At 52.0% G+C, this 13,926-nt stretch carries 11 protein-coding genes; 3 read left to right on the forward strand and 8 right to left on the reverse strand.

Translation table 11 applies throughout. From position 1 onward, the window contains the following. Positions 1–5: 5 nt before the first annotated feature. Together ACN0VM_RS04780 and ACN0VM_RS04785 are read right to left on the reverse strand one after the other, a co-directional pair. Positions 6–1,058: a hypothetical protein gene (locus ACN0VM_RS04780; protein ID WP_417449707.1), complete on the reverse strand. Its 1,053-nt coding sequence runs from the start codon at positions 1,056–1,058 to the stop codon at positions 6–8. After that, complete coding sequence (locus ACN0VM_RS04785; protein ID WP_417449708.1) at positions 1,055–2,284, reverse strand: sensor histidine kinase; 1,230 nt, start codon at positions 2,282–2,284, stop codon at positions 1,055–1,057. The genes ACN0VM_RS04780 and ACN0VM_RS04785 overlap by 4 nt, the downstream gene beginning before the upstream one ends. A 106-nt stretch (positions 2,285–2,390) precedes the next feature. On the opposite strand from ACN0VM_RS04785, the gene cqsA reads away from it, so the two are divergent. Beyond that, positions 2,391–3,617, forward strand: coding sequence for an alpha-hydroxyketone-type quorum-sensing autoinducer synthase (gene cqsA / locus ACN0VM_RS04790; protein ID WP_417449720.1), 1,227 nt, complete (start codon positions 2,391–2,393; stop codon positions 3,615–3,617). A gap of 4 nt (positions 3,618–3,621) precedes the next feature. Here cqsA and ACN0VM_RS04795 read toward each other — a convergent pair whose 3' ends face one another. The 3 genes from ACN0VM_RS04795 to ACN0VM_RS04805 form a co-directional block, all read right to left on the reverse strand. Then, positions 3,622–5,316: an ATP-binding SpoIIE family protein phosphatase gene (locus ACN0VM_RS04795; protein WP_417449709.1), complete on the reverse strand. Its 1,695-nt coding sequence runs from the start codon at positions 5,314–5,316 to the stop codon at positions 3,622–3,624. A 23-nt stretch (positions 5,317–5,339) separates the two neighbouring features. After that, the gene (locus ACN0VM_RS04800; protein WP_417449710.1) at positions 5,340–5,642 is read right to left on the reverse strand and encodes an STAS domain-containing protein; all 303 of its coding nucleotides are present in this window, start codon (positions 5,640–5,642) and stop codon (positions 5,340–5,342) included. Positions 5,643–5,806: 164 nt separating this feature from the next. Beyond that, a complete protein-coding gene (locus ACN0VM_RS04805; RefSeq protein WP_417449711.1) occupies positions 5,807–7,399 on the reverse strand; it encodes a phytoene desaturase family protein in 1,593 nt (530 codons plus the stop codon). A gap of 165 nt (positions 7,400–7,564) precedes the next feature. Between ACN0VM_RS04805 and ACN0VM_RS04810 the strand changes: the two genes are divergently transcribed. Beyond that, positions 7,565–7,840 carry an Lrp/AsnC family transcriptional regulator gene (locus ACN0VM_RS04810; protein WP_417449712.1) on the forward strand — a complete coding sequence of 92 codons (276 nt, stop codon included), beginning with the start codon at positions 7,565–7,567 and terminating at the stop codon, positions 7,838–7,840. Positions 7,841–7,929: 89 nt separating this feature from the next. On the opposite strand, the gene ACN0VM_RS04815 is transcribed toward ACN0VM_RS04810, so the two are convergent. From ACN0VM_RS04815 to ACN0VM_RS04825, 3 genes are all read right to left on the reverse strand, one after another. After that, positions 7,930–9,666, reverse strand: coding sequence for an amidohydrolase (locus ACN0VM_RS04815; RefSeq protein ID WP_417449713.1), 1,737 nt, complete (start codon positions 9,664–9,666; stop codon positions 7,930–7,932). Positions 9,667–9,828: 162 nt separating this feature from the next. Beyond that, positions 9,829–11,007, reverse strand: a complete 1,179-nt coding sequence (locus ACN0VM_RS04820; RefSeq protein WP_417449714.1) for an MFS transporter — start codon at positions 11,005–11,007, stop codon at positions 9,829–9,831. A 92-nt stretch (positions 11,008–11,099) separates the two neighbouring features. Next, positions 11,100–13,184, reverse strand: coding sequence for a tetratricopeptide repeat protein (locus ACN0VM_RS04825; RefSeq protein ID WP_417449715.1), 2,085 nt, complete (start codon positions 13,182–13,184; stop codon positions 11,100–11,102). A gap of 331 nt (positions 13,185–13,515) precedes the next feature. Between ACN0VM_RS04825 and ACN0VM_RS04830 the strand changes: the two genes are divergently transcribed. Then, positions 13,516–13,926, forward strand: a 411-nt coding sequence (locus ACN0VM_RS04830; protein WP_417449716.1) for a hypothetical protein, incomplete at its 3' end; no start/stop codon positions are given.

Raw genomic sequence — 13,926 nt, forward strand, 5'->3', positions numbered from 1 at the left:
CTGGTTCAGCTACCGCGCACCTTACCAACCCAGTTGATAGGCTTTGCCTGCATCCGGGCCCGGTAATCGCTCCAGGACGGGTCTGCGAGATGTGTCTGAAAGGGTAGCCTCTCGGCCGGAATGAGGCTCCAGACGAGTCCCCCAACCTGCCGGCAAGGAAAAACAAGCTCGCCAAGACGACTATGCCAAGGCTTGCTATCGCCAAAATCGTCGAAAAAGTCCCATGCAACCAACTCCCCCCGGCGCAGCCCAACGCTTTCTGGGCAGCAGCCTAACATGTCTTCTACGATATCCCCCATCTCGGACTGCTCCTGCGCATTGCCGATCAGACAAAACTGTTCCTGCCCTTCAATATCGCGTAATAGAAAGCCACGGGAGTTTGGCAGGTAGTAATATTCACTATACGGGAACATGGTGTGAATGCTGTGCATCAACTCAACCGTATCGAAACGGTCCAGACTATGATTGCCGGACACCCTTAAAGCCTTCGTAAGCGGCTCCAGTTTGTCAGCCATATATTCTCGGTGAAGTTCCGCCATCATTGTCTTGATTTTAGGGAGGGCATCCGGGTCGTTTTTCGAAACAAAACGGTCTATCAGACCGTCATTAAAGGCTGCAATCGTAGCCTCATCGCTCATCTGGCCGGTCAACAAAACAGTTTTTACACCCATATCTGCAATATGTGCACAGAATTCCAGCCCGCTGGTAGCGGGCATGACCTGATCTACAATCACAACCGAGATCATCTCGAAGCGGGAGTCCGACATTGCCAACTGGCGTAAGCGAGAGGACTTCAACAAAAGCAGATGGTCGCCAACCTGTGCCCCCGAACCCTCGGCATGGCTGCTGTAGCGCTCAAACACATCAAAGGTGTCGTCCGCGATCTCTTGGGCACGAGCAAGACACTTCAATGCGCAACCTGGCGAAGAATACCCGAGCACGGCAGCATCCCGCCCCAACACAGCTTTCAAGGATGCCAAAAAGTCCTCATCGTCATCAAGCAATAACGCTGTGCACGGGTGATACACTGGGATTTCTGGATGATAGGAACCGATCATAAACTCTCCCCGGCTGGCAGCAAAACACGGAACTCGGTGTATTTACCCGCTTCCGAATAACACTCGACATCTCCGCCAAAACTTTCAACCACTCGCTTGCAAAACGCAAGTCCGAGACCGGCTCCGCCACTGGTATCCGTGTAGAATCTCTCGAATATCTTTTCCCGATTTACCGACGCAATGCCCCTGCCGGTATCGCGGACACACATAATATTCTTTTCTTTCACTCGGGAAAAATAAACTTCCACGGTGCCCTTTTCCGCCGCAGCGACCGCAGCAAATGCGTTTTTCAACAGGTTCATTAGCACGTGCGCCATCAAGAGGTCGTCGCCCCAGAAAATGAAATCTTCTTCTCGGTGAACCTTGATCAGGGTGCGCTCTGTCTCGGTAAGTGGATAACGAGCGAGTACGTCGTCAAGAACCTGCTGCATCGAATGCTGGTTAAAACCACTGTTATCAAAACTCTCCTCGCGCACATTGAGAAGCAGGCAATCAATGATATGCGATGCTTTCTGAACATGGCGATTAAGTCGTTCCGAAACCTCCATATAATGAGATTCACCGGAGGGTACGATTGGCTCGACGTCCAGATCAAGCTGTTGGAAATGTTCAAGCTCAAGACGAATGCCAAGCAGCGGTGTCCGCAATTCGTGCGCAATTGACCCTGCAAGAGCAACGGCCTTTCGTTTATTGGCACGAATGACCCACTCCTCCGCCCACTTCATGGCTAGTGCACCAGAAGCTGCGAAAAAAACGACAGGCAATGCCTCGAGAATATCATAAACAGCAACTGGCTGGTAAGGCTCGTAACGATATGCAAGATACGCCAATGGCATACCAATTAGAAACATGAGAAGGAAGGAAACTGCGTCCGCAACGATGGCGAGGTAAAGCACTGCACAGATCAGCGATCCGAGCCAAATTCCGGATGCCCCATTCTGCAGAAACATATAGGTAAAGAAAAAGGGAGCCGCAAATGTCAACGCCACAACAGACAGGCAGTAATGGAATCTCTCATGGCCTTTTCGAGTGTAGTCGGAAACAATCCACAATACAGCCAATACAACGCCAGCGATGCGTAAATAAATGTTCTCGTATGATTGCGGAAAGAGGTATGCCCAAAAGTAATAATAAAGCGGGAAACCTAGAATAGAGAAAAAGAGCCCAACCCGCATTTTCGCTCGGATATACTCAAAATCTGTCACAAACTTCGAAAACGGCCTCATCTTAAAATCCACTAAAAGTTGTTATTTAGTAGAATAATGAGCGAAATTAATCTGCGATAGTTTCCTGAACCATTTCAGACGCGACGTTTCAGCGAAGGACCGCATGATGCTAAGCTCATTTAAAAATAGTAGTTACATTACCTATGAATGTAAACATGATAGTCCACGGTTTATAGACGCCATCGTGGAATCAATGATGGACCCCACGGGTCATGTCCATAGGGGGCGGGCTGCCCTTACAAATTCCCCTGCTCCGCATAATTCCGTGCATATGCAGTCAAATGATTACCTGTCGATTGCAGCCGACCCACGAATTGCCCGCACAAAAGCAAAGAAACTTCTGGAGGAAGGGCATGGCGACGCCATCTCGCGCGTTTTTGCACACACAAGGCAGGATATGCACCGCGAGTTTGAATACCGCATGGCAGCACTGACCGGCGCGGAAGACGCTGTTCTGATGATGTCTGGCTATAACGCCAACACCGGGCTCGTGCAGGCCTTCGCCAGACCAGAGACCCCTGTCTACATCGACATTATGGCGCACGCTTCATTGTGGGAGGGTATCCTGTGCGCCCGCGCTAAAGCACGCCCCTTCCGCCACAACAATGCTGAAGACCTAAGGCGAAAAATCGCGCGATATGGCCCTGGTCTCGTCATTGTTGACTCGCTCTACAGCACCAACGGCAACCTCTGCCCTTTAAAGGACTTTGTCGAGGTGACCGAAGAGGGAAATTGCGCCATCGTAGTTGATGAAACTCACTCTTTTGGCTGTCACGGCCACGCCGGAGGAGGTATTAGCCTGGCCGAAGGTCTTGCGGACAGGGTCCATTTCCGCACCATTGGGCTGTCAAAAGCCATTGCCGCCCGAGGTGGCGTTATCGTTGGCTCTGCGCGCAACATGGAATTTCTGCGCTATGAAGCCCGCCCCATGATCTTCAGCACCTCAGTATTGGGTTACGAGGTGGCAGGTTTTAATACAGCGCTTGATATCATCGCAGCCGAGCCATGGCGGCAGGAAAAGCTGCATGCAAATCACAGATACCTCCGCGCCGGCCTTTTGGCGTTAGGTTACGATGTAAGTGATTCGGACTGTCAGATAATATCGATTGTCACCGGCAACCTGGAGAATACGGTTCTATTTCGTCAGTATCTGGACAAACACGGCCTGCTTGGGTCCGTCTTTTGTCCGCCCGCCACGCCGGACAATAAGATGTTACTCCGGTTGACCGTCAACGCCAGCCTACAACCACAAGAGTTGCAACATGCGCTTGATGTCTGCGAATCCGCACTCAATGATCTCGACATGTCAGGCTGGCCATCCCTACTAAATTGACATCTCAATCGCGGGCAATGGAATGCACCACGTGCACTTCATTACCCACTCCGTGATATGTCAGTTCATCAAAGCAGTTTTTAGCCATTGTGATACCCCGCCCGTGCTTTTTCCCGTGCGCGGCATCTGCGGTGACAAATGTTCTATGGTCAAACCCCAGGCCGGGGTCCTTGATGATAATGCGCAAAGCGTCGTCATCTCGTGAAAACTCAACATTTACATAGTTGCTCGCATAGGCAGGCATCGCGCGTCGACGAGAGATTTCAGTATTTAGCTCACCCGCCTCCAGCAATTTTCCTTTTTCATCATGACCTATTCCGAGGCAACCATGTTCAATCGCGTTCACAAAAAGTTCCATCAATCCGACGGCTGTTCCAATTGGATCAGTACTGGCGGCAGCAAGCCGGGTGGCGGCCTTTTTGGCTTCGCGACGAGACTGAAAGGTGAAACGTCCACGTTTTGCATCCGGGCTCAGCGACGCAAAATCAGGTGACCGGTGAATAGCCACTGCCGTCAGATCATCAGGCAATTCCTTCGGTACCAGATGATAGAAACGGTCCAGCAAGCGTTCGACCAGCGTAACCCTGGGGCCTTCTCGTTCGCATCCGGCGACAAAATCAACAAGTCCCTCTTCCGCCATGAACTTACCGTCAGCGCCCGGCGCTTCCGTCAGTACGTCGGAATAACAAAACAGGCTCTCGCCTTCATCAAGCCGATCATACTGATTTTCATAGGTCGCCGACTTGATGATGCCTACCGGCGTCCCTGAACTGTCCAGCAGGCGAATATCCCCGCCCGCTGACAAAACAAACGGCCTGGGCGCACCAGCGCCAGCGTAAACCAACTCTCCGGATCTGAAGTTGAGCACCGCATAAAACATGGTTGCAAACTGACCAAGCGGAAAGGCTGGCTGTAACGCTGTATTGAGTAGCCCTAAAAAGTCTGCTGGATTCTCGCGGAATGCCTCAAAACGAGCCATCGTCGCGTGAACGCGGAATGTATTGAGAGCAGCGCTCACACCATGCCCGGAAATATCCAGCACAAAAATACCGACCCTGTCGGCTCCAATAGGCCAACACCCCCAAAGATCCCCACCCAGTTCAAAAGATGCTTTGTAAAAGGCTTCGATTGTGGAGCCACAAAATTCCTCGAGGGAGGTTACCGCCTTTTGATCAGGCAAGAGCGAATGCTGCATTTCCCTTGCCATTGTAAGCTCTGCTTGAATGCGACTTTGGAAATTGCTCAAACTGTTGATGAGGAACCTATTATCAAGGTGCATGCATACACGAGCTAACAACTCTGGCTGGTTTATCGGTTTGGAGACAAAATCTGTCGCGCCCGACGCGAACACCTGCACGCGTTCTTCCGCTGTCTCGGAAGCGGACTGAACAAGTATAGGCAAATTTGCGGTTTCAGGCCTAGCCCGCAAGGTACGACACACCTCATAGCCCGATACTTTAGGCATATTGAGATCAAGCACCAACAAATCAGGAAGCTCTTTTTCCACGAAAGAGAGGGCCTCAGCGCCATCGGCAGCGTACCTGATATTCGAGAAACCGCCTTTTTTAAGACAGGCCCCGATCATGGTACGCATCAGGGGCATATCATCCACAACCAATATCTTGGCAGCACGGACGCCTTCGGCAACCTCTTCCACCCGGCCCGGAATCAAGCCTGTACCTGAGCCCAGATCAGACACCGCATTCTCCGTTACGCACTACCTTAGCCCTGCAGCAGGTCAGATAGTTTAGTCAATTTAAGCATACTGGCAACGTGACCCTGGGCACCTGTCACACTCAACTTCCAGCCGTTGGTATCAGCTTGCTCCTTGGCAATCAAAAACATTCCAAGCCCGGCGGAATCAACCATTTCCACATTGGAAAGATCAAAGACACAAGTGTTGATATCTTTGGTAGACAGGTCTTTCAGAAGCTGACGGAAGGCTACGTTTTCCGAAAAGGTAATATCGCCTTTAAATACTACCGTTGCAGAATTGTCATCTCTAGTTTCGATCCGGTATTCCATTCGGTTTCCCCTGTTCCTGAAGAAGCTTACGATAAGTGAGAAATGCGGCCACAACAAGCATTGCTTCAGAATAAGAATTGTGAGCGCACCGCATGTTCTGTCGTCGTTTTGGCTGATGTTACAGTGATTTAGTTAATTGAATTTAAACAAAATAGCCAAACTTTCTACACTCGCTTTTTCCTGATATCCTCAATGATCGCCATAGCAGCATTGTGTCCGGGCACTCCGGTTACACCGCCACCGGGGTGTGCACCTGAGCCACACAGGTAAAGCCCTTTTAGCGGCATTCTGTAAGCAGCGTGCCCCAACACCGGTCGGGCGCTGAAAAGCTGATTGGGTGTCAACTGGCCATGGAAGATATCACCATCAACCAGGCCAAACTTGCGTTCAAGATCAAGGGGGGAATGGATTTGTCTCGCCAGGATGCTTGATTTGAAATTTGGCGCATATTTGTTCACGGTATCAATTACGCAGTCCGCTGCGGCTTCCCTGCAGTCATCCCAACTTCGCCCTTCCGGAAGGTGGGGAGAGAAATGTTGGCAGAACAGACTGGCGACATGCTGTCCCGGCGGGGCCAATGTGTCATCTATCGTGCTCGGAATCAGCATTTCAACAACCGGTTGGCGTGACCAGCCCTCTCGCTTGGCATCCAGATAGGCGTTCTCAAGATACTGGACGGAAGGACCAATGACGATACCCGACGAATGGTGTGGCGCCTGCCCCTCCGATGGTAAACATGTGAACTGGGGTAATTCACTCAGGGCCACATTCATTCGCAATGTGCCGGAGCCACTTTTCAGACCCATTATTCGTGTCCTGAAATCATCCGGCAAAAGCGAGCCGTCAAGCAGATGCCCAAACAGCAGCTTAGGCGCCACATTGGAAGCGATTATCCGAGCCTTTATGACCGTACCGTCTTCCAGCACCACAGCGGAAACCCCAGTCCCGCCTGCAACAACTTCCCTTACCGGGCTGTCGGTCCTTATCTCGGCGCCAGCTTGGGTCGCCGCTTTTGCCATTGCTTCCGTAATAGCGCCCATACCGCCAACCGCGTGGCCCCACGCGCCTTTTCTTCCGTTCACCTCACCAAAACAATGGTGCAACAACACGTAGGCGGTGCCCAGTGAACGCGGGCTGGCAAAGGCACCTACGATACCATCAAAAGCGAACGCCGCCTTGATAACATCACTCTCAAAGTAACGGTCCAGCAGGTCGGCACAAGACTGGGTTACCATATCAAGAAACAGGCGCTGTGCTGCAATCGGTCTACGCAAGGCTTTCAATCCGAGGCTCGCAGCCTGCATGATATCCTTCAGGCCACCACCCGCGTTTGGAGGAGACTTCAGCAACAGGCTTCTTAGTTCATCCGCCACCATTTCGATATCGTTTTCATAGCGCCCCAACGCAGCGGCGTCATGGCTGGAAAATTTTGCAAATTCGTTTCGTTTGGCCTGATCGTCTGCGGGAAACATCAGATAACGCTCATCATCAAGCGGGAAAAAATTTGAAGCCGCTCGCTCAATTACTTTAAGTCCATGTCGCTCAAGCGACATATCTGCTATGATCTTGGCGTTCAGAAGACTAACGGTGTAAGACGCCGTCGAATTCCTGAAGCCTGGGTGAAATTCCTCCGTTACTGCTGCTCCTCCCACAACAGACCGGCGTTCCAGAACCAAGGTTTTGATCCCTGCCTTGGCAAGATAATACGCGCACGTAAGGCCATTATGACCCCCACCGATGATCACAACATCATACATAAATCCCTCCCTTACCGGAGCATGCCTCATAGCATACGACCGCTATGATCTACGACCTTCGCGCTACCTTGCCGCATCTGCCCTTCACAAGCCAACCACAATTGGATACAAGCGTTTGAAATTAATGTAAGGGCTCAGCGCCTGCCTGAAACGGGGAAAATCCGAATGAAAACAGTTTTTGTCATGATCAAATGTGAACTGGGCAGAACATATGACGTCGCGGCGCATCTTGCCGACAATGTTCCAGAAGTCCGTAGCGTTTATTCTACGTCAGGAAATTATGATTTGCTCGCACAGTTCCAGCTTGCACCCGAGCAGGAGATCGGTCGTTTCATCACCAAGACCGTGCAAGTTGCCCCTGGCGTTAAAGATACGTACACAATCATCGGCCTCAACGCTTTCACTGAAGACAAAGCAAAAGCGGGCCCTGATGCGATTTAGGCAGGGCCTGAACCTTGCCTGAATTAAACAAATAGGGCGCCAACTGCGGCGCCCTAACCCTTAATTACTGATCATTTTCGTTCGGTCATCTACTTCTGCCGCGAAAAAACTTCCTTGCCTTCGATAAAAGCCTTCAGGACAGATATCTCACTAATATCTTCCGGCTCCACCGTGTAGGGGTCGCCATCGAGAACAATAAAGTCGGCTAGTTTGCCAACCTCAAGCGATCCGCGTATTTTCTCCTCGCCAGTGATATAGGCTCCGTCAATCGTCAACGCCCGGATCATATCATCCACGCTCAGCGCTTCGGCCTTATTCCAGGTGTCACCGTTCGCAGCGTGAGGGTCGCGCCGCAATACCGCGACCTCGATCGAGTCAAACGGGTCGCTGGTGGACACGGGCCAGTCACTGCCCCACACAACGCGCACCCCGGCATCTTCAAAACTCTTGGCGGGATAAAGCCAGCGCTGTACATCCTTCTCGAGGAAGGGCTCCGTCAGGTCTGTGATATAAGCATCTCGGAAATGCCACAGCGTTTGCATGTTGGCGGACACGCCAAGCGCTGCAAATCGCTTTATATCCTCTGGCTGAACTACTTCCAGGTGGGCAATATGATGCCTGTTGCCCAACTCGCCATTTTGTTTTTGCGCATCTTCCACAGCGTCCAGAGCAACACGTACAGCCCTGTCGCCAATGGCATGCATATGCACCTGAAAACCAGCTGCGTCCAGTTTCCCGACATAAGCGTGCAACGCCTCTTCACTGAGATTGATATCGCCCTTATGGTCTGCGCCAAGCGGCGCGCCGATATAGGGTTTCAACATCGCTGCGGTATGGTTTTCAGCGACACCGTCAACAAATATTTTCACTGATTCCGCGTTGATGCGACCAGCGCTAGTTTTTCGGTACTCTTCCCGCCGCTTCGATACATTTGCAACTGTCCTGTCGACATTCTCGCCGGTGACTTTGGAAGTCACCATTTCATCGGCAGCAAGAAGCGAGATACGCACCCGCTGAGGAAAATCTCTCCGCTCTCCCGCCTTCAGATATGCCTTCTCCTGCATGTCATCCATAATAGCTGCATCTATGCTGGCGGTAATACCATGAGAAAGCTGGTAATTCACACCAGCTTCAAGGGACGCGATAACTTCAGTTAAATCGGGAACGGGAAGATACGGCACCAACAGGCCCATGGCAGACTCCCGCAGCGTACCCGTAGGGTTACCGTCCGCATCCCTCTCGATACGCCCGTTTTCCGGGTCCGCCGTCTCCGAGGTGATGCCCGCAAGCTCCAGCATGGCGCTGTTTACCCATCCGTTATGACCGTCCGCTGCGGATAAAAAGATAGGCCTGTCAGGAAGGATGGCATCAAGCAGTTCTTTGCCCGGATTTGCCTCAGGAAACAGGCTAAGCTCCCAACCCGAACCAACCAGAACAGGCTGGTCGGGGTGCGCGCCGGCGTAAGCCTTGATCTGCGCCAGCACCTCATCCGGCGATTCTATACCACCAAGACCCAACCCCAAAAGAGTTTCACCGCCTCCGGGCAGGTGCGCATGGCTATCGGTAAAACCGGGAAAGACTGGCCGCCCCGCCAAATCATGTTGTTGTGTCGCTTCACCAATATAGGCTTTGACCCCAGCGTCATCACCGACGTAAAGAATTTTCCCGCCCGCTACCGCCATTGCGGTAGCTTTATGCCCTTCGGGGTCAACAGTGTAGATTGCCCCCCCCGTCAACACCAAATCAGCCGGCTGTCCGGCAGCAACAGGCAAGCCACAAAAAAACAGGCTACTTATTGCACTTGCCGACAAGAATAATCTGCGCATTCCATGCTCCCCGAAAATGTGATCACATTATCAGCTATGCTGGCAGATAATTCGCTTCCTTGCAAGAACTGGCGACCGTCTGAGATTAAAAAGGGTAGTGCAGTCCTCCAGAGGCTCGCCCTGTCAAGGAGGAGCGCGACTGGGTAAGACGATGAAGTAGGCTTATGTGGCTGCCTGCCGCTTCATCTGTGAAAACAGAAGAGAAGCCCAAACCAGCAAAAGCATCATAATCCCGATGCTGACAACAAATGGTAACTCGTGGAAATAGCCATATAAAAATCCGGTCAAAATCGGACCTATAGAACGGCCCAGTGCCTGCATCGACTGGAATACACCCATCACCAGTCCTCGCTCCCCGGCTTCACTTGCGCGGGACGCTATAGACAGTACCGATGTATTGAAAATTGCCGTACCAACGCTGACAAATGTTAGCCCGACAAACACCCCTGCACTCACCGGGGAAAACGCTATCGATCCCAAGCCGATCCCCATAAAGATGATACCGGACCGTGCGAGGTTCACTTCACCGAAACGCGCAGCGAGGCGACCAACCAACCCGCCTTGAACAATGATAAGAACAAGCCCGAAGTAGGCGAACATCACACCGAGGTCGCGCGGGCCCCAATTGTGTTTATCATTCATCAGGTACGACATGATCGATTCCATCATCGCCAGACCAAATGTGAAAAAACACATCACGATACTCAATTGCAGCAGCAACGGTTTATAGCCCAACCGCCGCACAGCTTCAATTCGTCCCACATGCCCTGATTTTATCGCCCCTTCAGGCACCGACAAACTCTCGTGAAAGCGCAAGGCCACAACCAGTGCACCTAGAAGGCACGCAACCACAGACACCTTGGCCGGCGAGGAGATATCGGCACCATCTGCCGAAACGCCACTGAGCATCGCGCCTATTGCCGGGCCAACCGTAAAGGCAAGGCCGATACCTGCGCCTATAACGCCCATACCCTTGGCTCGCCCTTCAATGCCAGTGAGGTCCGTGACGGCAGCATACAATACGGCAGAGTTGCCAGCGCACAAGCCAGCGAACACCAGACCCAGGTGCAGTTTTACAACCGTATTCGCGCCGAAAGCCACAAAGCAATATGATAAGGCCGCCAGCAACAGGCTTGCCACCAATACCGGTTTGCGCCCGACGCGGTCTGAGAGGCGTCCCCACACCGGGCCTGACAAGAACTGAGCAAAGCCATAGCTGGCAAGGATCGGGGTCGCCCAGGCTTCGCTGGCGCCGAGGTTCTGGAGTACAAACATAATCGACGGCAACAACAGCGCGAAACTGGCCATAATTACGAAAATCACTAGAAACAATATCGGCATAATCGCCCTATACAGAAAATGGCAGAACCAAGGGAGGTGCAAATAACACCTCCCTTATATCAAAGCTCAGATATGTTAACCGGTCAAAGACTTCATAGTTGAGGTGTTTCGTCCTCTTCCTCGTCAGGCTCATCCTCGTCCTTAGCCTTCAGGCTGCCATCTTCGATAAGAGCCTGACGCGCTTTCTCCATCTCTTCCCGCTTCTTCGCCAACTCTTCGCGGCGTTTTTCGCGTTCAGCATCCTCTGCAGACTTGGCTATGGCTTCTTCGGCCTGCCATCTCACTACAAGCTCATCGATATATTGTGTCAGATTAGCATCGCCCTTCGCCAGCAGCTTCGCTCTTTTAGCTTGGTTGATCGCGGTAGAGCGCAGGCCCGACAGCGCAAGGGCTTCCGCATAATCTGTCGTGATAATCGCAGATTCGGGAATAATGCTGGTCGCCTGTTTCAGGTGAGGTGCTGCATCCTTACCGTTACCCAATTCAAGATAGACACGCCCAAGCATGGCATGAACCTGCGCATCTTCCGCACCAAGGTCGAGGAGCTTCTTGAAGTCAGCCTTGGCTTCCTCGTACCGTTCGCTCGTCATATAGGCCAGTCCACGGTTTTTAAGCGCGGATTGATACTCTGGATTTTTCGCCAGCGCCTTATTGTATAGAGCAACAGCACCTTCCACATCACGGTTGCGATAGCGGATAGCCCCCAAGAGGTTGTTCCCGATAACGCTATCCGGCTCAATCTTCAGTATGCGCTCCGCTGTATCTCGTGCACGGTCGAGCGCTCCTGTCTCCATTTGCATATTGGCCAGCAGCACCAAACTCTCAGGGTCGCCCTCCACATCCGCATACATCGCCTCCAACTCGGCTACCGCACCGGCAGGGTCGCCATCGATATACCGGCTAAGGGCAAGACGCTGGGACAACTGTTGCACCAGATCTTGGTCCATTTCGTCGTCGGCGCGGGCTACTTTGTTTGCCCGCTCTATATATTCGCGCGCCTCACCCAGCCGGCCCATAGAACCATGAGCGGCAGCAGCTTGCAGCAAGCCCTCGACATCGGGGTTTTCATCGCCAATCAACGGCTCAAGGTAAAGCAGTGCTTTGGCTCCCTGTCCGCGGCGGCTCAGAGTTTCTGCGAGCATGATACGGGTCACACGATCACCAGGCGCGCGCTCCAGAAACCGTTCCAGATAGGGTTGCGCCGATGAATACTTCCCAAGGGTGAAAGCAACATGGCCATATATGCGTGCTGCGGGTGGAAATGTCCGGGTCAAATCACCGATCCGAAGCAAGACATATTCCGCTTCCTGCTCTTTACCTTCAATGGCAAGCATGAGAGCCGTGAAATATTGCGCCATCGGATTATTCGGGGCTAACGCATAAATGCTATCAATTTGCCCTTGCGCCTTTTCTGTCTCACCCGCCTCGATATACAAGTTGATGAGCTCAAAATACGCCAACATGTTGCCGCTGTGCAGTTCAATCGCCTTAAGCAAATGTTGTTCTGCCTCCTCCGGTCGTTGCTGATAACGTGCAACCGTTCCCTGAACGTACCGTAAGATTGGATCATCCTCGACAAGGGCAGCGGCATCGGCCGCATATTTGTCTGCATCCTCTAACTGACCTAAATTCAACGCTTGCAGCGCAAGGCCAAGATGTCCGCGGAAGTCGTCAGGGTTTTGCTCAACAGCCGCAAGGTAAAAACGACGCCCGCCGTCATCATCGCCGACCTGCTGAGCGATATCACCGCGCAATAACAGGGCTGAAAATTTCTCTTCAGCCTCAAACTCGGTATTTTTGAGAATATTCTCCGCCGCTTCAAACTTGCCTTGCAAAAGAAGCGCACGGCCCAGCTTTAACGCGACTTCACCTTCGCTGGCGCCCGCATCCTTTGCCTTTTCGATAGCAACTTCGGCAGCCACACCGTCCATGAGGCTCAGGTAGATATCGGACGCGACAAGAAAGTCTGTCTTGTCAGAGATTTCCATTTCGTCTTGTGCTTTGATGACCTCAAGTGCTTTTTGATATTCACCTTCGTCAACCATCTGCTTGACCGCGGCGTCATCAAATGACGCATAATCAATTTGCTCTGCTTCCTCTTCTGCGCTGCCGCAAGCAGCAAGCATGCCGATGGACGCGACGGAAGCAATGAAAGCAGGCCTGATTGTAAATTTCATGAAATTCCCCATAACTAAAAAACGATGCCGTGGCAGGTCTTGGCGCCCTACGCGCTCACCTCCAGCCCAGCCGGAATCTTCCGTGACCTACAGCACCCCCGGCGGCAATGAACAACTATGGCGCGCCTGTTGCCAATATGGCAAGGCTTGAGCCACCACTTCAGTGCCTAATTTACATAATTTGATCAACTTTTACGAATATTTAGTGAATTGGGAGCATAATATATCATCGAATAATTGCGTTTCATCGTACTACCTCGAACCGATCATACCAGACCGGTTATCTCACCAAGAGCCGTCAGAACTTGATAACTGTATGAAAGTTAGATCCATGTTTAAAAAGATAAAAAAGAAGCACAGTTCATTTGCCAAACTAAGCATTGCGGCAACGATGGGGCTTTGCATTTCGGTTAGCGCAAACGCGACATACAGCTATAACTATTTTGACGTCCTTGCTGACCCGGGCAGCTATGGCCCGGTTTCTCTTGGAGACGACATCTCTCTCAATGCCTGCGGATCGACATTTCACCGCGCTGACAGTTCCTCAGAAAGCTATTCGATCTGCGACCTCAACAATCTGCAAGATTTCACGCTTGCCTGGGTCGGTCGGCAAGGCGAAAATTATGAAGTCCTGTCCTGGTACGAAGGAAGCAATGTTGCCGATGGCCTGGAGACAACCATAAGCACCGGCGCCGGGAGCTTCTTCGGCACAGTGGGCAACTACATGATTGGCCTTTATGTC

The organism is Kordiimonas sp. (genome assembly GCF_048260245.1).
Taxonomy (GTDB): domain Bacteria; phylum Pseudomonadota; class Alphaproteobacteria; order Sphingomonadales; family Kordiimonadaceae; genus Kordiimonas.

Coding starts and splice junctions, on each gene's coding strand:
- ACN0VM_RS04810 (WP_417449712.1), top strand. CDS start 7,565: ATGAAAACAGTTTTTGTCATGATCAAATGTGAACTGGGCAGAACATAT.
- ACN0VM_RS04785 (WP_417449708.1), bottom strand. CDS start 2,284: ATGAGGCCGTTTTCGAAGTTTGTGACAGATTTTGAGTATATCCGAGCG.
- ACN0VM_RS04820 (WP_417449714.1), bottom strand. CDS start 11,007: ATGCCGATATTGTTTCTAGTGATTTTCGTAATTATGGCCAGTTTCGCG.
- ACN0VM_RS04825 (WP_417449715.1), bottom strand. CDS start 13,184: ATGAAATTTACAATCAGGCCTGCTTTCATTGCTTCCGTCGCGTCCATC.
- ACN0VM_RS04780 (WP_417449707.1), bottom strand. CDS start 1,058: ATGATCGGTTCCTATCATCCAGAAATCCCAGTGTATCACCCGTGCACA.
- ACN0VM_RS04815 (WP_417449713.1), bottom strand. CDS start 9,666: ATGCGCAGATTATTCTTGTCGGCAAGTGCAATAAGTAGCCTGTTTTTT.
- ACN0VM_RS04805 (WP_417449711.1), bottom strand. CDS start 7,399: ATGTATGATGTTGTGATCATCGGTGGGGGTCATAATGGCCTTACGTGC.
- cqsA (WP_417449720.1), top strand. CDS start 2,391: ATGCTAAGCTCATTTAAAAATAGTAGTTACATTACCTATGAATGTAAA.
- ACN0VM_RS04800 (WP_417449710.1), bottom strand. CDS start 5,642: ATGGAATACCGGATCGAAACTAGAGATGACAATTCTGCAACGGTAGTA.